At 63.3% G+C, this 18,080-nt stretch carries 17 protein-coding genes; 3 read left to right on the forward strand and 14 right to left on the reverse strand.

Annotated elements, in window-relative coordinates:
- Window positions 1-1,051 precede the first annotated feature (1,051 nt).
- The 9 genes from B8446_RS05510 to B8446_RS05550 all read right to left on the reverse strand — a co-directional run bounded on the left by B8446_RS05510 (window position 1,052) and on the right by B8446_RS05550 (window position 8,180).
- On the reverse strand, window positions 1,052-1,408 hold the full coding sequence (locus B8446_RS05510) for a hypothetical protein (RefSeq protein WP_148505863.1): 357 nt from the start codon (window positions 1,406-1,408) through the stop codon (window positions 1,052-1,054).
- 5 nt (window positions 1,409-1,413) lie between these two features.
- Window positions 1,414-1,809, reverse strand: a complete 396-nt coding sequence (locus B8446_RS05515) for a response regulator (protein WP_048848106.1) — start codon at window positions 1,807-1,809, stop codon at window positions 1,414-1,416.
- A complete protein-coding gene (locus tag B8446_RS05520; protein ID WP_048848108.1) occupies window positions 1,806-2,894 on the reverse strand; it encodes a protein-glutamate methylesterase/protein-glutamine glutaminase in 1,089 nt (362 codons plus the stop codon). The genes B8446_RS05515 and B8446_RS05520 overlap by 4 nt, the downstream gene beginning before the upstream one ends.
- Window positions 2,891-3,766 (reverse strand): CheR family methyltransferase, encoded by an 876-nt coding sequence (locus B8446_RS05525; protein WP_048848109.1) that lies wholly within the window; start codon window positions 3,764-3,766, stop codon window positions 2,891-2,893. The genes B8446_RS05520 and B8446_RS05525 overlap by 4 nt, the downstream gene beginning before the upstream one ends.
- Complete coding sequence (locus B8446_RS05530) at window positions 3,763-4,233, reverse strand: chemotaxis protein CheW (protein ID WP_158507527.1); 471 nt, start codon at window positions 4,231-4,233, stop codon at window positions 3,763-3,765. Before B8446_RS05530 ends, B8446_RS05525 begins: the two co-directional genes overlap by 4 nt.
- A complete protein-coding gene (locus B8446_RS05535; protein WP_048848113.1) occupies window positions 4,224-6,359 on the reverse strand; it encodes a chemotaxis protein CheA in 2,136 nt (711 codons plus the stop codon). The genes B8446_RS05530 and B8446_RS05535 overlap by 10 nt, the downstream gene beginning before the upstream one ends.
- Before the next feature lie 10 nt (window positions 6,360-6,369).
- Window positions 6,370-6,744, reverse strand: coding sequence for a response regulator (locus tag B8446_RS05540; protein WP_048848116.1), 375 nt, complete (start codon window positions 6,742-6,744; stop codon window positions 6,370-6,372).
- Window positions 6,741-7,061 (reverse strand): STAS domain-containing protein, encoded by a 321-nt coding sequence (locus B8446_RS05545; protein ID WP_053053716.1) that lies wholly within the window; start codon window positions 7,059-7,061, stop codon window positions 6,741-6,743. The genes B8446_RS05540 and B8446_RS05545 overlap by 4 nt, the downstream gene beginning before the upstream one ends.
- A gap of 111 nt (window positions 7,062-7,172) precedes the next feature.
- On the reverse strand, window positions 7,173-8,180 hold the full coding sequence (locus tag B8446_RS05550) for a retroviral-like aspartic protease family protein (RefSeq protein ID WP_048848118.1): 1,008 nt from the start codon (window positions 8,178-8,180) through the stop codon (window positions 7,173-7,175).
- A gap of 150 nt (window positions 8,181-8,330) precedes the next feature.
- Between B8446_RS05550 and amaB the strand changes: the two genes are divergently transcribed.
- The gene (amaB, locus tag B8446_RS05555; protein ID WP_048848120.1) at window positions 8,331-9,857 is read left to right on the forward strand and encodes an L-piperidine-6-carboxylate dehydrogenase; all 1,527 of its coding nucleotides are present in this window, start codon (window positions 8,331-8,333) and stop codon (window positions 9,855-9,857) included.
- Between the two features lie 64 nt (window positions 9,858-9,921).
- Window positions 9,922-10,149, forward strand: a complete 228-nt coding sequence (locus B8446_RS05560; protein ID WP_373277130.1) for an entericidin — start codon at window positions 9,922-9,924, stop codon at window positions 10,147-10,149.
- A 164-nt stretch (window positions 10,150-10,313) separates the two neighbouring features.
- Here B8446_RS05560 and lepB read toward each other — a convergent pair whose 3' ends face one another.
- Together lepB and B8446_RS05570 are read right to left on the reverse strand one after the other, a co-directional pair.
- Window positions 10,314-11,039: a signal peptidase I gene (lepB, locus tag B8446_RS05565; protein ID WP_306301102.1), complete on the reverse strand. Its 726-nt coding sequence runs from the start codon at window positions 11,037-11,039 to the stop codon at window positions 10,314-10,316.
- A 64-nt stretch (window positions 11,040-11,103) separates the two neighbouring features.
- On the reverse strand, window positions 11,104-12,702 hold the full coding sequence (locus B8446_RS05570; RefSeq protein ID WP_048848121.1) for a glycosyltransferase family 4 protein: 1,599 nt from the start codon (window positions 12,700-12,702) through the stop codon (window positions 11,104-11,106).
- 184 nt (window positions 12,703-12,886) lie between these two features.
- Between B8446_RS05570 and B8446_RS05575 the strand changes: the two genes are divergently transcribed.
- Window positions 12,887-14,155 (forward strand): D-mannose isomerase, encoded by a 1,269-nt coding sequence (locus B8446_RS05575; RefSeq protein ID WP_048848122.1) that lies wholly within the window; start codon window positions 12,887-12,889, stop codon window positions 14,153-14,155.
- On the opposite strand, the gene B8446_RS05580 is transcribed toward B8446_RS05575, so the two are convergent.
- The 3 genes from B8446_RS05580 to flgE are packed head-to-tail and all read right to left on the reverse strand — an operon-like array spanning window position 14,146 to window position 18,048.
- Entirely contained in the window at window positions 14,146-15,219 is a 1,074-nt protein-coding gene (locus tag B8446_RS05580) for a flagellin (RefSeq protein ID WP_048848123.1), read from the reverse strand. The two genes, B8446_RS05575 and B8446_RS05580, sit on opposite strands and share 10 nt — an antisense overlap.
- Window positions 15,220-15,221: 2 nt before the next feature.
- Window positions 15,222-16,742, reverse strand: coding sequence for a flagellar hook-associated protein FlgK (gene flgK, locus B8446_RS05585; protein ID WP_048848124.1), 1,521 nt, complete (start codon window positions 16,740-16,742; stop codon window positions 15,222-15,224).
- A gap of 37 nt (window positions 16,743-16,779) precedes the next feature.
- The gene (flgE, locus tag B8446_RS05590; protein ID WP_048848170.1) at window positions 16,780-18,048 is read right to left on the reverse strand and encodes a flagellar hook protein FlgE; all 1,269 of its coding nucleotides are present in this window, start codon (window positions 18,046-18,048) and stop codon (window positions 16,780-16,782) included.
- Window positions 18,049-18,080 lie beyond the last annotated feature (32 nt).

Consider the following 18,080-nt stretch of genomic DNA (forward strand, 5'->3'; position numbering starts at 1 on the left):
CCTCGCTCATGCTCCCAGCCCTGTCATCATGCCCTCTGGTCTCCTTGCCGCGCGTCCGTGTCTATCACGGGACGGAGGTGGTTAGCACGTAGGGGCATCATTTTGTAATGCTTTGCGGTCCGGACAGGCCTGCGGACACGTCAGACTGTCTCATGTAAAGTCAGCAGTCGCTGTCGTGTCGGCTGGATTCAATGCTCGAGGATACGACCATCGCGGCAGATCGTCAGTCCGGCGGCCCTGACCAGAGGATGACGCCTCGGGCATCATTTGTCGCATATGGGCTACAGGCCGAAAGCTTCCTCATCCATCAGCAACGGAACGTAAATGTCAGCACCGAATAATGGTGGTGCATCAAGGCCGATTTGCGCGAGTGTCAGGCGAAAGGCAGACCCGGACGAATGTTCTCAGTTGGGAGCGCCCTGATTATAGCCGGACGAGTTGTTGTCCATGCCGCCTTGTCCTGCCGCCTGATTGGCGGCACCGCTGCCGGCAGCAGCGTTAGGCGTTCCATCCGAACTGTGCGCAGCGGAACTCCCATTACAGGCGGAAAGCGACAGGCTGACAACGCTTGCAAGCGCAAGAAGCAGCCGGGCTCGACAAGGATGGTTGATCGTGATCATGGATCCGTAACGACCTGTCACGGAGCGGGTTTCGTCCGTTGCAAATTTGATCGGGGCCGCACGGCCGAACGGATGCGACGTCCTGGCAGCGAGAGCGCATGACTACTGCACGACGGACAGTTGCTCGTATTCCGATCTGATCGACTGCGCCCTGCCTGCGTCGCCGAAACACAAGACTCCTACGCGCGTCCTGCTCGCGAGCTTGCTGGCTGCCTTCCGCGGGTGGATCGTCTCCATCCGATGAAATTAAAGGTTCAAGAGCCCATATCTCTATAAAAACAAGTGTTGGAGACACATTCCGAAGCGCTGGATGGAAGCGAACGTGAGTGATGACGCGAAGATGTGCATGAGTTGATGGCTTGTATCTGCGTGCGCTCAGACATCTCGCCAAGGCGGAAGATGGCTGATGCGATCAATGCATCCGCGTCGTATCAGAAAAATTCTGCCGCCTGATCTGGCGCAGGAAAACCCTCAATGGCGTCGGGCTGTGCATCAAGCAATCTGTCACGAAGAGCGGCCAGGGGTATCTCGACAATGGGCGCAACAGGGAATGCGATTGAAGCCCCGGCACCGCTCGTGGCCAGTGTCTGGCAGAGCGCGGACAAGGCGAATGCAGTCTGCACGGCCTGATCGATCGTCTGTCTGATTTTGAGGGTTTCTGCGGCAGGTGTCGGGTTGATACCCGGAAGGCCCGAGTTTTCGAAAGCCCTGAGAGCGTCGGCGTGGCGGCCGAGCGCATCGGCAAGTCGCGCAAGGAACACAGAGCCTGGGATCGTGCCGGACGGCATGCGATTCAACTGGCTGCCATGGCGCCGAATACCGCTTCGATCCGGGATTTGAGCGCGGCCGATGTGAAGGGCTTGGCAATGAAATTGTTGACGCCGTCTGCAATTGCCTGCTGCACGAGTTCGCGGCTGGCCTGCCCGGTCAGCATGATGAAAGCAAGCTTGGCGGTCCTGGGATTGGCGCGCACTGCGCGGAGCAACGCGAGGCCATCCATATCCGGCATGTTGAAGTCCGAAATTACGAGCTGCGTCGGCACCTGTTCCAGATGGGCCAGCGCCTCGGCACCGCCGCGTGCGCCGTAGATCTGTGAAAAACCGAGCTGAATGAGGTTGTTGCGCAGGAGTGCCCGGATGGATGTCTGGTCGTCCACGAGCAGGACGGTGATGCTGGATGCTGCGATCATGCGAGGGTCTCCGGCGTCGCGATGATTGATCGGGTAGAGGGCGTGCCCTCGGAAAGCTGTCCCGCCAGACGCAGAATGCCACCGGCAATCCGGTCAAGCGGCAACTGGCGTTCCACGGCACCAAGATCGAATGCGGCCTTCGGCATGCCATAGATCACGGAGCTTTCCTCGTCCTGGCCGAGCGTGCGTGCGCCAGCCTGACGCATGGCGAGAAGACCGCGCGCGCCGTCATACTCCATGCCCGTCAGGATGACGCCAATGGCATGGCGCCCGACATGATGCGCCACAGACTGGAAAAGAACATCGACTGACGGCCTGTGGCCATTGACAGGATCAGCAGCATACAGACGCGCCATCAGGACACCGTTGCGTCGCACAGCCTGCAGATGATGTGCCCCGCCAGGCGCGATCAGGACCTGACCGCGTTTGACGGGCATCAGATCCTCGGCGATCCGCACGTTCGGAGCGCACAGACGATCGAGGCGTCTGGCAAATCCGTCGGTAAAAGCGGCTGGCATATGCTGGGTGATGACGGTTGGCGGACAATCGGCGGGATAGCTGCCCAGCACTTCGGTCAACGCTTCCACGCCGCCTGTCGAGGCGCCGATCGCCACGAGGGGCGGATCGCGCATGGGAGTTGCATTGACTGCAGGCGCCAGTGGCCGATCATCGACGCCTTTCCCGCGGATGCGGGCCGATGCCGCATGGCGAACGAGAGCACACAGACCTTGATAAGGAAGTGCTGCCGGAAAACCTTGCGGTTTGGCAAAGCATTCCACGGCGCCGAGTTCGAGGGCACGGATCGCGACATCGGCTCCACGTGCCGTATGGGACGAGACCATGATCACCGGCATCGGGCGAAGGCGCATGATCTTTTCGAGAAACTCGAGCCCGTTCATCTGCGGCATCTCGACGTCCAATGTCAGGACGTCGGGCTGAAGCTTGATGATCATGTCCCGTGCTTCGAGTGCTGTGGCGGCAGTGCCGACCACATGGATCTGTGGATCCTGACGCAGCGCCACGGTCATGAGCGAACGCGCCGTGATCGAGTCGTCCACGATGAGGACGCTGACGGGCCGTGTCATCGTGAAACCATCCGGTATGCAGTGATGCCGAATGCCTGCAGGCCATATGACGCGGGATCGTCGATCCGTTCGGAATGACCCAGATACAGCTCGCCACCCGGCGTCAATTGAGAAACAAGGCGCCGCCAGAGCGCGAGCTTCGTCGGCGCATCGAAATAGATCGCGACGTTGCGACAGAAGATGGCATCGAATTTCTGTCGCATCGGCCAGGGGCCGAGAAGATTGAGTTCACGAAACCTGATGATAGAACGGACGGATTCCTCGAAAGAGAAGTGGCCTTCGTCCGTGTCTTCCTTGCAGTATTTCTGAAACAGGCTCTGGGGAATTCTGGAACGTTCGGAAATGGGATACAAACCCCGGTGTGCTGCCGCAATGACGTGCGGATTGATGTCGGTCGCCAGAACGCGTGCGCCATATGTCGCAGCAGAGGGATAAGAGCTGAGCAGGGTCAGGGCGGCGGAGTAGGCCTCTTCGCCGCTTGAGGCGGCTGCACACCAGATCCTCACGGGCGCAGCGCGGGAGGCGATTCCGGGTGGCGTTGCAAGGTGCTGGGCCAGATAGTCGAAATGATGCGGCTCGCGAAAGAAAGCGGTTACATTGGTCGTCAGTGCGGACACCATATGCGCGCGTTCTTCTTCGCCGTCGGGTCCGTTGAGGCGATCGCAGTAGGCGTCGAAATCCGCCATATCCAGCGCGCGCAATCGCCTCAGCAGTCGCGCGACGACCAGGGAACGCTTGGATTCACCGATATCGAGCCCGGATATGGACTTCGCGATATGGGCAATGGTCTGGAAGTTTCTGGAGGACAACGAATTGATTGACTGCACTGGCGTCAGTGATCGAGCGTTCGCGGCTTCGGCAGCAAATGTCATGCCGCTGCGGGCTCCGGCAGAAGCTCGCCGGAGCGCAGCAGGCAGACCACACGCCCGTCATGGGTCAGCAGACCGAATACGAACTCGCGGACGCTGTCGGTCGTCGCGGACGGAAGATCCTGAATATCCCCGGCCTTGATCTCGACGATGTCCGACACCTGGTCGACAAGGATGCCGGCAATGCGATCGCCGATCTCAAGTACGACGATGACGTCCCGGACGGTAGCATGCTCGACGCCGGGTGCCAGACGTGCGGCCAGATTGATGATCGGCAGAACGGTCCCGCGGATGTTGATGACGCCACTGATGTAGTCGGGCGTACGTGGCAGCGGAGTGATGGTGACCCAGCTCCGGATTTCCCGGACCGACATGATGTCGATGCCGTATTCGCGTCCGTCGATGGCGAAGACCATGACCTTTTCCGGGGCGTCTCGATCAGGCTGGCGCATTGCTTGTGTCATGTCCATGAAAGCTCCGGGCGATTTCGGTCGTGGTCGATGGCAGGGTGGCCGGGGCGGCCATCCTGCCATCCGACCAGTGCGTCGACATCGATGATGAGGGCGACGTCGCCGTTGCCGAGGATCGTGGCAGCGGCAATTCCGGCGACGCGCGCATAATTCTTTTCAATGCTTTTGATGACGATCTGGGATTGCTGCACGATGTCGTCGACTGCCAGCGCCATGCGTTGTCCCTGTTCGCTCTCGACGATCATGACGAGAGGGACGTGCGCATGATTGATGCATGGGTTGGAGGTAAGGCATGCGCCCACATCGACGACTGGAAGATGCTGTCCGCGGCCGTTGTAGATAAGGCTTCCGTCGCTCAAGGAAAAAACCTTGGCGGGATCCGGTGTCAGGGATTCCACGACATGACCGACGGGGGCGATGAATGTCTGGCCGCCGGCGCGGAACACCATGCCGTCGAGCACGGCCAGCGTCAGCGGCAGGGAAAGGATGATGGTCGTGCCGCGTCCGTATTCGGACTGCACCACGATGCGGCCACCGAGCTCCGTGATGGAGCGCTTGACCACATCCATTCCGACACCGCGGCCGGACAGGTCGGAAATCGCGGCAGCGGTGGAAAATCCCGGTGCGAAAATGAGATTGTGCACCTGGGCTGCGTCGATCGTGGCCTGCGGATCGATCAGGCCGCGCTCGATGGCCTTGGTACGGACTCGTTCCGTATCGATCCCGCGCCCGTCGTCGGAAATCTCGATGACCAGACGGTCCGACCGATGACGTGCCGTCAGCCGGATTTCGCCCTCCGGCGGTTTATGGGCTTCCGATCGTCCGGCCGCGGGTTCGATGCCATGGTCCACGGCATTGCGCAGGATGTGCGTCAGCGGATCGACCAGATGCTCGACGATCGAACGATCCACCTCGATGTCCTCGCCCGACAAGATCAGCCGGACCGGCTTGCCGGTGGCGGCGGACGCCTCACGTACGACGCGGCCCATTCGCTGGAAGACAGCGCCGATCGGATGGGCGCGCATTGCCATGACACCCTCCTGAAGCTCTCGCGTCAGATGATCGAGATTGGCAATGGCTGTGTTGGCCATGGCAGCCTGATGCTTGGGAATTTCGCCCAGGCACTGGTGCAGGGCAGCCTGATTGATGACCAGTTCGCCGACGAGGTCGACCAGTTTGTCCACGCGCGCCAGATCGACCCGGATCGATGTCTGTCCCTTGGACACGGAGACCGAAGGGCTTTGCGAGGTCGGCTCGGCCTCTTGCCGCGCAGGTTGCATGTCGATCGATGGGGCGGGGTCGGGGGAGGCGATTGGTGTCGCAGGCGTCTGAAGCGCGCCTGGGGGCGTGACGACGCCATTGGGGTCAGGTTCAATCGAAAGCCCTAGATCGTCGATTGACCACTCGAGCGCTGCCCGGATCGCGGCTTCGTCCACATCGGCTTGCAGTTGAACATTCCAGATCAGATAGCCATCATGGGGGTCCAACGCGTCGAGTGTCGGCAATGCATCGGTTACGATGATGGTATGACACGAGCCCAGGGCCGCAAGCGCTGTGAGCGCATTGCGAATGTCGTCCCCGCAGGCATAGAGCGTACGGCTCGGCGCAAGCGTAAGCCGCCAGCGCCCGACAGATGCGGGTGTCTCGAGAGAGACCGGAACCGGCGTGAAGGACAGGCCCGCCAGCAGGTCGAACGGATCGTCGCCAGGTGGCATTTCCGGCACGCTGTCGGAAGAGGCCTGCTGCCGGGCATGGGCTTCGAGCGCTTCTGCAATCAGGGTCTCGTCGCCGACGGCCTGCTCGTCTCCGATTTTGGCCTTGCCGACGAGGTCTGCCAGTCGATCACTGGCCTGGAACAGCAGGTCGCAGGTTGCATCGGTCGGGGTGAAGCGACCACTGCGCAGGTCATCGAGTATGTTCTCGACGCGATGGGCAAAACGCACGAGGCGCTCAAGCCCGAAAGCGCCCGCACCTCCCTTGATCGAATGAACGGCCCGGAAGATCGCATTGATCGTCTCGGCATCGGGGCCGTTGGCCGCCAGTTGCTGCAGCCCCCGGTCAAGCTCGACAAGGAGCTCGTCACACTCTTCGAAATAGACGAGCCTGATCGCATCCAGATCGTTCATGGCCGTCTCCTCAGGCCGTCACGCGACTGACAGCCTGCAGCAGGACATCGGGCGCGAAAGGCTTGACGATCCAGCCCGTGGCACCGGCGGCGCGCGCGCGGGCCTTTTTGGCGGGATCCGATTCCGTGGTCAGGACGAGGATCGGCACGAAAGCCAGACGCGTCCGCTCCCGTGCCCGTTCGATGAAACCGAGCCCGTCCAGCCGCGGCATGTTCACGTCCGTGATGATTGCAGCCGGCAGCGGACAGTTGGCGGCATCAAGGCGCTCGAGGCCATCAATGCCGTCCACCGCCTGTTCGACACGATAGCCCGCCCCCGTCAGAACGGTCCGCAGCAGGTCGCGGATCGTGCGGGAATCGTCGATGGTGAAGATCAGCCGGCTCATGCCGAGGCCTCCGGCAACAGCAAGGTGCGGGCACCGAGAAGCGTGAGCCCTTCGACGAAGGCATCCGACGGCGAATCGAAGACGAGCGTTCGACCTGAAGCCGCGAACGTTCGCGCGGCCGAAAGGAGGATTTGCAGGCACAGGCCGCCGATCCGTTCGACCCTGCGGGCATCGATCCGTACGACCGGGTCAGTGGTCTCGCGCAGGGCGCCGAGCAGTGGATCGGCTTCGTCCGACGTCAGGGACGGAGCGAGCGTCAGGCTGACGGGCCCGGGACCCGCTGGTGGCGAAGATGCGCGAGGAGAGGCAGGCAGCATGGGGAACGGCCGATCGACGTTTGAACAACGATGGGGCCGTTCTACGATCAGGAGGTGTACAAGACCTTAAGGCGCGGATGCTTTTTCCATTCTTTCCCGATGCGGCGGTGCCTACGGACTTTCCGCGGCCTTTCGGGCCGGGTCGTTCGCCGGGATTTCGGCGCGGCTCTGGATATACATCGTATTGCCGTTCCTCGGGATCCACACGCGATGGCCGCGCAGGAAGTCGTCGCCGAGAAGCGCATAATCCTGATCCGGCAGGACAGTGAGGACGACGTTGTTCAACGTGATACTGCCGACGCCGAGGGTCGCAAAACGGTGACGCCAGCCCGTGATCGGCGTGTTTCCGACACCGCGCACGTGGATTTTCACGTCCTGATCGAGCATGGCATCCGTCACGCCGGCACGATGGGCATCGTCGAGCGGAATGGTGGTCGTGGAAGCGCCACTGTCGAGAGCGGCTGTGACACGCTTGCCGTTCACCATCAGCGTGACACCGATCTTGTTCCTGCCGGGGCCATCGATATCAATCGGAGCGAGATGCATCATGCCGCTCCAGAGCGGTGCCGGCATTGAACAGCCTGTCACATGCAGAAGTGACATGGTCGTATCAGGCTGATCCAGCACGATATCGTAGTTCAGCATGAACTCCGCGCCGAACAGACCGACCACCGGCAATCCGCTGACGGGCCTGGCCTGCGGCAGGTCGGCAACCAGGAACGCCGCGTCGCGCGCCTGACCTGTGCCGAGAGCTATGGTGCGCGCAGTCTGCACGCTTGCCATGCTCGGCCCATCCACGCCTCCGACAAGCCCCGTCGCGCCATTGGCATTCAGGCCAAGCTGATCGGCAGATCGTGGCGAGATCGTACTGTTGTAGCTCCCGCTGTCCACGATGAAGGCAACCGGATGCCCGTTGACGCTCGCCCGCACGATCGGTGAGCCCTGCCGGTTGAGGATCGGAATGTTCCCGAAACCATCGATGACACATCGGCCATTACCTTGGGGATCGGTGCATCCTGCAAGTCCCAGCAGGGCAAGGCTCCCCGCCAGAGCGCGGGAGAGACGCCGCCATGCTCCTGAAATCCGGGCTGGTGGAATGTCCCGGCTACGTTCCATCATGCGCTCGCCCTGCCGTTTCGTTACGTTTTGACATATGCCTGCGCATGGCTTTCTCGGCAACCGTCAAGGTTTCGAGGAGGGCTTGGGCGACCGCGCGCTCTGGCATACAAATTCACGCTGACTGCCGCAGATCTGAAGGACCCGCTCCGCATGACGACGCTTGCCACCCTCACACGCTCTCTCTTCGCGGACCTGGGCGTTCCTCCCGACGTGCTTGAGAATGGCGCGCTTGTCGTGCGTTCGCCGGTCGATGGCAGTGTGATCGCGCAGGTGGCGACGATCAGTGCCGAAGGGGCCACGGATGCCATCGATACGGCGGCCGTGGCAGCCAGGGCCTGGCGCGACGTGCCGGCGCCCGGCCGGGGCGAGCTTGTGCGCCTGCTCGGCGAGGAACTGCGGGCATCCAGGGAGCAGTTGGGGCGGCTCGTCTCGATCGAGGCCGGCAAGTCCCCGTCCGAGGGCTTGGGCGAAGTGCAGGAAATGATCGACATCTGCGATTTCGCGGTCGGCCTGTCGCGCCAGCTCCACGGGCTGACCATCGCGACCGAGCGGCCGGGCCATCGCATGATGGAGACGTGGCATCCGCTGGGCGTCGTCGGCATCATCTCGGCCTTCAATTTTCCTGTGGCCGTCTGGGCCTGGAATGCGGCGCTCGCCCTGGTCTGCGGCAATGCCATCGTCTGGAAACCATCGGAAAAGACGCCGCTGACCGCCATCGCGGCCCATGCCGTGCTGGACCGCGCGCTCGTTCGCTTCCGGCAGGGAGGGGGCGCTGCACCCGAGGGGCTGTCTCACCTGCTGATTGGCGATCGTTCGGTGGGTGAAGTGCTGGTCGCGCATCCGAAGGTGCCGCTCGTCTCGGCCACGGGATCGACCTCGATGGGCCGGATCGTGGGGCAGAAGCTCGCGGGGCGGTTCGCGCGGGCGATCCTCGAACTGGGCGGCAACAACGCCGCGATCGTGAGCGGTGCCGCGGATCTCGACCTTGCGCTGCGCGGCGTCGCCTTTGCAGCGATGGGAACGGCCGGCCAGCGCTGCACGACGCTGCGGCGGCTGTTCGTGCACACGTCGGTCTACGACGCGTTCCTGACCCGCCTGAAATCGGCCTATGCGTCGGTCAGCGTCGGCAATCCGCTGGACGGGCACCTTGTCGGTCCGCTGATCGATGGCGGTGCCTTCGAACGGATGCAGGCCGCTCTCGACGCGGCGCGTGCGGAAGGCGGCCGTGTGCAGGGTGGCGAGCGCGTCACGGTGGACGGCTGCGAGGGTGGATATTACGTGCGTCCGGCACTGGTCGAAATGGCGGCGCAACGGGGCCCCGTTCTGGAGGAGACGTTCGCGCCGATCCTCTATGTCATGGCTTACGATGAGCTCGACGAGGCGATCACACTGCAGAACGCGGTGGCCCAGGGACTCTCGTCAGCCATCTTCACACTCGACCTGCGCGAGGCCGAGACGTTCGTCTCGCATAGCGGCTCCGACTGCGGCATCGCGAACGTGAACATCGGCACGTCAGGCGCCGAGATCGGCGGGGCGTTCGGGGGCGAGAAGGAAACCGGGGGCGGGCGCGAGTCCGGATCCGATTCATGGCGCGGTTATATGCGCCGGGCGACGAATACGATCAATTACAGCACGGCTCTGCCGCTGGCCCAGGGCGTCAGCTTCGACGTGGGCTGATGCGGACCTGTTGCGTATCGGAGGAGCGATACGCAACCCGGAGGGGGGATGCCGTCTTTCATGCATGTCCATCGATTCAACGATCAAGGAAGACATCATGAAGACCTACCGCAGCATCGCCCGACTGCTTGTTTTCACCGGCCTTCTGGGCAGCGCCGCTGTCGGCCTGTCCGCCTGCAACACGGCTCGCGGCATGGGTCAGGATGTCAGCTCGGTCGGCCACGACACGTCGCGCGCCGCCAACAGCGCCCAGCAGGGGATTGCGCGCTCGACGGGCGGCTCAAGCAACTGATCCCCGCAGCGTTCTCTGACGCCTGATCTGTTCGAAGGGTCTGGTCTCGCCCTTCGTGCCCGGGTGTTGGAGCCCGGGTGTCGAACAGGCGATTGCCTTGCCGCTGAAAAAGCGGGCAGCCGCCCGGGTTCAGGACGGCGCAGCGACGCTGCTCATGGGACGCGTCAGAGGCGGGTCGGTACCCAGCGCGCCAGATGGCGTCGGGAACCGGCCACAACCATGGCGCGTCCCTCCAGATTCCAGACAGGCAGCAACCCGACACCGCCTTGTGCCACGGCCACCCGGCTATCGGCGGAATTGTCGCGGTTATCGCCCATGACAAACAGGTGCCCCGGCGGCACGGTCAGCTCGGGCATGTTATCGTAGGGACCGTAGGCCAGAATCTTCGGCACATCGTGCGTTCGACCGTCGGGCAGCGCCTCGGTCAGTCGTTCGGCCGGCACCGATTGGCCATCGGGCAGCTCTTCCACCGCCGGACCGTCGTCATGCCACGGAACCTCGCGTCCATTGAGCCAGATATGACCCGCCGTTAGTCTGATGCGATCGCCGGGCAGGGCAATGACGCGTTTGACCAGGGTGATCGCCGGATGAGCAGGGCCGCCAAAGACGACGACGTCTCTGCGCGCCGGCAGTCGTTCGAACAGGCGATGATCGCTGTGCAGCAGAAGGTTGCCGAACGGCAGGTTGGCCGTGCTGTAGCCGTAGGCGAACTTCGCGGCGATGATGTGGTCGCCGATCATAAGCGTCGGCTCCATCGAGCCTGACGGCACGTGATAGGAGCTGGCAAGCGCCGATGTTGCTCCCAGCGCCATAAGGATCGGCCAGCATAATGGCAGTATCCGGTTTCGGATAAACCTGCTGATCGCGTGCACGCGGAGGACATCCATCATCGTGATTCAGGGATGATGGTGCCTCCGAAAGCAGCCTGCCGGCAATATTCGGACGGCGGCTCTCCTATGCCCGGGCGACCTGATCCATTGCGTTGTGCCAGGCCGGTTCGAGCACCGAGGGTGCATAGAGCCCGGCGCGTCTGAGGCCCTGATCGGCGAGATCGGCCAGTCGACCTTCCTTGCGCGGAGCCGAAACGACCTCCGAAATCAGGTTCGACAGGCGATCCTCGTCATAGGGATCGAAGTATTCGACCGCGTCGCCACAGACCCAGCGATGCACGGGAATATCGGATGCGAACACGGGCGCGCCACAAGCCATTGCCTCGACGGTTGCAAGGTCGAACCCTTCCGCACGGCTCGGGCAGATCACGGCATGGGCTGCGGTGTAGAGGGCGCGCAGGTCGTGGGTCGAGACGTCGGACAGGTGATAGACGATGTTCTCGTTCACGAGCTGTCGCAGGAGTGCGACCTCGCGCTCGCTCCGCCAGCCGGGATTGGCAACCATGACCAGATGGAAGCCGCCATCGCGACGACGATGCGCAACAGCCGCGGCCCGCATCAGCATTTCGTAGTTCTTGCGCGGCTCCAGCGTCGACACCGCCATGATGAATGGCTGGTTGTCCACCTTTGCGCTCGCGCCGGGCAGGCTGTCCGTCTTGGCGCTCGGCAAGGCGCGCAGCTTGCTGGCTCCGGCGTCGCGGCCGCGCTTGATAATGCTCTGGATCTGCGCTGCGGGACGAGGCTCCGGCCGGAAGGCGCCGGACGACATCGTCGGGATCACGATCGAGCGTTTCTCGGCCTTCGGGAACAGGCGCAGCAGATCGTCGCGCACGGGCTCGGACGTGCAGACGAACCAGGCGCCGTCGGCGATGTTGGCCTTGAGCATCCGGTAGTGGCTGCGCGCATGCTGCCATGCATGGCTGATGGTGTGGGGCCAGAGCAGCGGAATGGCATCGTGATACCGCACGACGAGCTTGCCGCCCCGCAGGCGATAGGGGCTGGGCGTGTGCGCCAGATGGATGTCCCAGCCCGATGCAGCCATATCCAGCGTGGTCCGGGCCCGGCTGTTGAGCGTGGCGAGACGCGCCGCATCGCCCCAGCTCATGCGGGGGAAGATGAACTTCCCGCGCTCGATCAGGGCGCGCTGCTCGGGCTCGAGACCGAGGCGCATGAGGCGCATCCAGATCCAGTCTCCGAAGACTTCGGGATCCAGGGTCGTGCCGAGACCGTCGATTTCGCGTGCGCGCCGCAGGACGGACAGGCGCTCGGCGGTGTAGCTGCCGATCGTGCGATTGCCGATACGCCGCAGGAGGCTTGCGGGCGTATGGCCGTTGTCGAGGGCAATCAGGTGGCCGGCCTGCGAGAAGACGCGCAGCGCCGGGTCGGACGCCGTATCGGCGCGCGCACCGGCGTTCGAGGCGGCGCCATTGAGCAGCCCGCCCATGAGGAAGTCGGAGGACGCCGCAAAGGCACCGAACAGCAGGCGGGTTTCCTGCGGAATGCCGGCATACCCGTCGAAGCACGGGCGCAGTTCCATCAGGACCCGGGTGCGTCTGTCGGATCTGCCTGCGGGCTTCCCGCGGGCTGCCGGAAAGGGATCGGGGTTCGTGCCTGAGCCCCAGGTTGCGGGGCGGTTCGACGTCATCGAGTCATGCAGTACCATGCCCTCTCTTTGCGCCATGTCGATGCAAAAGCAATGGCCTCAAAACGGCGTAACGGGTCAGGTTTGAAGGCACCTGAAAGGCAACCCGTCTTCGTCCCGTGCGTGAAAAGCCCGGATATTCGACGCGGCCCGGGTTCGTTTGCACGAAGATTGCAAACCATGGCTCGCGTGGAGAGGAGCATTCATGACTGCTGGACGCAATTTCACGCACATTCCATCGACCCGAAGTTGGCTTGAGAGCCGCCCCCACCGGCTGTGGCTCGCAGCGGAAGGCCGCCAGCTGCTGGATTTCTCGAAGAACGCACGCCTCGAGCATGGATTCGGCCCACTTGATGGCAAGGGACGTCTGGCCGAGGACAGCGTCGCGGATACGATCCTGACGGCCCGCATGACGCACGCCTACGGGCTGGCGGCTCTTCAGGGACTGCCGGGATGTGGCGCGCTCGCGCAGCACGGTGTCGACTGCCTGCGCGGACCGCTGCGGGATGCGCGGCATGGCGGCTGGATGCCCGATGAAAAGCATCCGGACGATCGCAAGCAGGCCTATCTGCATGCTTTTGTCGCGCTGGCGGGTTCCACGGCCGTGGTGCTTGGCCTTGAAGGTGGGCAAGCGCTGCTGGATGACGCGATTTCCGTGCTGAATGCGCATTTCTGGTGCGAAAAAGACGGCGTGATGCGCGAGAGCTTCGCCACCGACTGGAGCGATGAGGAGGATTATCGCGGCGCCAACAGCAACATGCACTCGACCGAGATGTGCATGGCATTGGCGGATGTGACCGGGGATCCTGTCTGGCTGGAGCGCGCACTGCGGATCGTCACCCGCTTCATCCACACCTATGCGAAAGCCGAGCGCTACGCGGTGCCGGAGCATTTCAACCGCAACTGGGACATGCTGCGGGATTACGACCGCGACAAGCCGACGGACTCGCTGAGGCCATTCGGCATGACGCCGGGACATTTCGCCGAGTGGTCGCATCTCGTGCTCAAGCTCGAGGCAGCGCTGCTGCTGCGGGGCATACCGGCGCCCGAATGGATGCTGGACGATGCACGCGGGCTGTTTGACCAGGCCGTCCGCAGCGGCTGGCACGTCGATGAAACGCCGGGCCTGATCTACACGATCGACTGGGACCACAAGCCGCACGTTCGGGTGCGGGCCCACTGGGTCCAGGCGGAGGCGATCACGGCGGCGCTGTCGCTGTTCCGACGCACGGGTGCTGCGGAATATGAAGGATGGTATCGGCGCATCTGGGATTATGTGGACCGTTTCTGCATCGATCGCGTCGAGGGAAGCTGGTTCAACGAAGTCGATCCGAAAGGGCACGTGTCGGAAGAGATCTATCCCGGAAAGGCCGATCTCTATCACGCCTATCAGGCGACACTGGCGCCGGTTCTCCCCCTCGCACCCAGTCTGGCGACGGCGATCGCCCAAGGCGCGCTCGACGATCAGATATAGTCGGCGAGCGTCATGCCTTTCATGTCGGCGATGACGGAATACGAGGCCTGAAGATCGTCCTGGATCGACGAGAGCTGGGTCGACACGGTCGCGAGATCGGCATCCTTGCTCGTGCCGAGCTGGGTGGTCAGGGACGTCGTCATCTGGCTCAGCATGGAGGCATGGGTCGTCAGGCTGTTCTGGGTCACGCCGACCGATGCCGACATCGCCGTGATGTTGGACGATACGGAACTGGTGGAAGTCGTCAGCCCTGAAATCAGGTCGTTGTAGCTGCTGGAACCTGCCGTCGTCTGGCCGAGCGAGGCGACGACCATGAGATTACGCATAAGATCGCGGATCGGCGATCCGGTGGACGTGGAACTGGCCGCACTGCCCTGTGTAGCGACGACACCGATGCTCATCGTCTGGTTCTGGCCGAGCGCAGGCGTGGCCGCGAGTTTCGAGGCATCCTGAGGCGAAACGGACAGCCCGGCGGAAAACGGATCGTTGGCGGTCGTGCTTCCGGCCAGATCGAGCGTCTGGTCAAGGACGCCGTCGGCGCCAAGCGTGCCGAGCTGGCCGACGGTCGATGAAATGGCCGTGGCGAGACTGCCTGTTGCAAGATCAGTCCCGGCGCCGACAGGCGCCGTCTGCGACTGCGCGCCGGCGAACACGTAGGTGCTGCCGGATTTCGTATCGAGGAGAGAACCCAGGGTCTGGAGATCCTGTGCGGCCTGTGTGGCAGCGGTCTGGACGGTCGACTGGGTCGGTGTTCCCGAAAGGGATGTCAGTGTCGTGCTCAGTGACGAGGCGATCGACCCGATCTCGCCCAGTGCCGTCTGGGTCACGCTCAGCTGTCCTTGTGCAGACGTTACATTCGCGGACCAAGCACTGACCTGTGTGATGGCGGGTTGCAGGGACAGGGCCTGCGTTCGTGTATCGCCCAGGCCCGCGTAACTGTCGGATGCGACACCGGTCGAGGTCTGCAGTTGCAGGGATTGCTCCTGCGTGGAGAGCACACTGACGGCCTGCCTCATGAGGGCGGACATGCCGCTGTTGCCATATTGACTGATGCTGCCGCTCAATTTCAGCTCCCCACGGCGTTCAGCAGATCGGTGAACATCGTCTGCACGGCGGACACGACCTTGGCATTCGCGGCATAGGCGTTCTGCAGCGTCACGACATTGGCCATCTCGTTGTCTACGGATACGCCCGTTGCGCTGGCGACCTTGCTCGACAGGCTGGACTGCGCGGTCTGTGCCGTCGTCAGGCCTGATGATGCCGTGTTGGCCGTCGCGGCCTGATTGGCCGTCAGCGCGGTAGCAAGCGAAAGGATATCGGTATTGCCGCTGTAGCCTGTGGACAGCGTGCCGGTGACGCCGAGGCCGGTAGTGGGTGCATCAGGCTGCGTACTGTTGTCGGCAAGCGTGCTTCCGAAGGCGTAGGACAGGACGTTCTGCACCGCGGTGGTTGTGCCCGACGTGCCGCCCACGAGACTGGAAGGGTCGCTGACATAGCTCGGATTGACCGTGATCTGCTGCGACAGGCCGACAATTCCGCCTGGTGCGGTTTCGGTCGTGCTCGTGCCCGGGGTGGCGCCCGAGGCCGTCGTGAACAGGTCCATCCCCTGGGCATCGAAGCGGCTGGCGAGGGTCGACGAAAAGCTGTCAAGCTGGGCCTGCATGGTCGGCAGGGTCGTGTCGCGCAGGGTGATGTTCGCGCCCAGCGTGCCGCCGGTCAGCGACGAGGTGACGTCCCGGCCGTTCAGGGTCACGCCGGGCAGCGCGTCCGATCCCGTTCCGGGATAGGCACTTCCGGCGGAGACGCTGGCGCTTTGCGTGGACAAGGGCCAGGTGCTGGAGACGGTCGGGGCTCCGCTCGTATCGTAATCGTGCGTGGGCAGGACCGTGCCGTTGGTGGTCGTGATCGTCATGTCGCCATTGGCGGACGTCGTGTAGTTGATCGAAAGCTCGCTCGAAAGGCTGGATAGCGCGGCGTTGCGCTGGTTTTCGAGATCCGCGGTACTGCCGCCGGACGCTGTCAGCGACATGATCTGCGAAGACAGCGATCCGATGGTCGTCAGATCCGTGTTGACCGACGACACGGACGACACGATCCCGTCCTGGGCCGTCTGTCGGGCGGACTGGTAGGCATTCCCGAGCGTCTGGATCGTCTGGCACAGGGTCTGGGCGTTGGAGATGACCGTCGATTGGGCCGCGCTGTTCGTCGGCGTGCTGGTGAGCGAGATCAGGGCTGTCTGCACGTTGCCGAGCGTATCGGACAATGTGCCGCTGCTGCCGGAATCGGCCGATGTCGAACCCTGCAGGCTAGTGATCGTCGACAGGGCGGAACTGGTCGTGGTCAGGCCGGCGACACTGGCGTTCTGCGTATAAAGCGCATTCGTCAGCGCCGCATTGGTGACGATCGTCGTAGAGCCGCTCGAGACACCGTTGCCGATACCGTTCGCGGCACGCGACGATACGTTCGCGACCTCTGCGCTGTAGCCGGCCGTATTCGCGTTCGAGATATTCTGCGACGCGACCGTCAGGGCATATTGCGTGGCGTTGAGGCCACTCGATGCAATCGACAGCGCGTCTGTCAGGCCCATGGCAGGCTCCGCACGATAACGGGCTCAGCGGCGATCATCACTGGATCATCGCAATGGTTGTCTGCATCAGCTGATCGGCCGTGGAGACGACCTTGGAATTGGCGCCGTAGGCCTGCTGCGCCACGATCAACTGGGTCAGGTCGCCGGTCAGATCGGTAGTCGAGCTTTCGGTCGATCCGGTCTCAAGGGAGCCCGCGGCTCCGGTGTTGACCGCATTTTCCGTAGGGCCGCCGGAAGCCTCGGTTGCGGTGTATGCCTGTCCGTCCGCCGGTGCGAGCCCGTTGGGATTGGCGAAGGTTGCCAGCGGGATCTTGCCGACGAGCTGGGACAGGCCGTTGTTGAACGTCGCCATCACCGAGCCGTCCGACTGCATCGACAGGCCCTGGAACGTGCCGGAGGTCACGCTGTCGGTCGTCATCGTGGCGTCGGACGCGGTCGATGTCGTGGTGGTTGAAAGCGCAATGCCGCTCGACTGGCCGATCGTGCCGAGATTGACCGTCATGTCCTGCGGGCTTCCGGTGAAGCTGAAGCTTCCGGTCGCGCCCGACGTGCTTTCACTGCCGACGGATGCCAGGGTGCCGTCCGAATTGAAGGTGACAGCTGTGCTGTTCGTGGGATCGGCACTGTTGGACACTGTCCAGTCCAGGGGATTGGTCGTGCTCTGCTGCCAGTTGAGGCCGACGGATTGCGGCGTGCCCTGTGCGCTGTACGCGGTGGCAGTCGTCTGCGTGCTTGCGCCGCTCGTCGTCGAGGAGCCGATCGTGCCGCTGACCGTCATCGTCGTGGATTCGGTCGGCGTGAAGGCGACGTTCTGGATCTGCAGCGGCTGGAGCGTCGTGCCCATCTGGCCGTTCGTGCCGACCTGATAGCCTTCCAGATACTGGCCGGACGTGTTCACGAGGTAGCCGTTCGCATCGCGCGAGAAATCGCCGTTGCGCGTGTAGTACTGCTGTCCGCTGAAAGTCGGGCTGCTGGAGGCGGACGAACCGCTGGCTTCCTGCACGTTGAAGAAGCCGTTGCCCGAGATCGCGAGTGCCAGTGCGTTCGTGCTCGAGGTGATGGTGCCCTGAACATCGTTGCGCTGGATGGTGTTGGCCGCCACGCTGTCGCTGTAGGAGCCGCCGCCGTCGTTCAGCGTGCCGCTGTTGCCGCTCGCGCTGTTGGTGACAAAATCCTCGAACGCCGTGTCCGTCGCCTTGTAGCCGACGGTCTGGCTGTTGGAGATGTTGTTGCTCAGGTTGCTGAAGGCCTGCGACTGCGCGTTCAGCCCGCTGACGGCCGTATCGAGAGAGCTGAAGATCGACATCGAACGGTCCTTCACCATGCCCATGCCTGTTC

Source organism: Tanticharoenia sakaeratensis NBRC 103193, assembly GCF_000963885.1.
Classification (GTDB): domain Bacteria; phylum Pseudomonadota; class Alphaproteobacteria; order Acetobacterales; family Acetobacteraceae; genus Tanticharoenia; species Tanticharoenia sakaeratensis.

Excerpts from the sequence above, each read along its gene's own strand:
- amaB (WP_048848120.1), top strand. The coding sequence starts at position 8,331 with ATGACGACGCTTGCCACCCTCACACGCTCTCTCTTCGCGGACCTGGGC.
- B8446_RS05570 (WP_048848121.1), bottom strand. The coding sequence starts at position 12,702 with ATGGTACTGCATGACTCGATGACGTCGAACCGCCCCGCAACCTGGGGC.
- B8446_RS05575 (WP_048848122.1), top strand. The coding sequence starts at position 12,887 with ATGACTGCTGGACGCAATTTCACGCACATTCCATCGACCCGAAGTTGG.
- B8446_RS05530 (WP_158507527.1), bottom strand. The coding sequence starts at position 4,233 with ATGGACATGACACAAGCAATGCGCCAGCCTGATCGAGACGCCCCGGAA.
- B8446_RS05540 (WP_048848116.1), bottom strand. The coding sequence starts at position 6,744 with ATGAGCCGGCTGATCTTCACCATCGACGATTCCCGCACGATCCGCGAC.
- B8446_RS05545 (WP_053053716.1), bottom strand. The coding sequence starts at position 7,061 with ATGCTGCCTGCCTCTCCTCGCGCATCTTCGCCACCAGCGGGTCCCGGG.
- flgK (WP_048848124.1), bottom strand. The coding sequence starts at position 16,742 with ATGGGCCTGACAGACGCGCTGTCGATTGCATCGAGTGGCCTCAACGCC.
- B8446_RS05515 (WP_048848106.1), bottom strand. The coding sequence starts at position 1,809 with ATGATCGCAGCATCCAGCATCACCGTCCTGCTCGTGGACGACCAGACA.
- B8446_RS05560 (WP_373277130.1), top strand. The coding sequence starts at position 9,922 with ATGTCCATCGATTCAACGATCAAGGAAGACATCATGAAGACCTACCGC.
- B8446_RS05535 (WP_048848113.1), bottom strand. The coding sequence starts at position 6,359 with ATGAACGATCTGGATGCGATCAGGCTCGTCTATTTCGAAGAGTGTGAC.
- B8446_RS05525 (WP_048848109.1), bottom strand. The coding sequence starts at position 3,766 with ATGACATTTGCTGCCGAAGCCGCGAACGCTCGATCACTGACGCCAGTG.
- flgE (WP_048848170.1), bottom strand. The coding sequence starts at position 18,048 with ATGTCGATCTTCAGCTCTCTCGATACGGCCGTCAGCGGGCTGAACGCG.
- lepB (WP_306301102.1), bottom strand. The coding sequence starts at position 11,039 with ATGATGGATGTCCTCCGCGTGCACGCGATCAGCAGGTTTATCCGAAAC.
- B8446_RS05520 (WP_048848108.1), bottom strand. The coding sequence starts at position 2,894 with ATGACACGGCCCGTCAGCGTCCTCATCGTGGACGACTCGATCACGGCG.
- B8446_RS05510 (WP_148505863.1), bottom strand. The coding sequence starts at position 1,408 with ATGCCGTCCGGCACGATCCCAGGCTCTGTGTTCCTTGCGCGACTTGCC.
- B8446_RS05550 (WP_048848118.1), bottom strand. The coding sequence starts at position 8,180 with ATGATGGAACGTAGCCGGGACATTCCACCAGCCCGGATTTCAGGAGCA.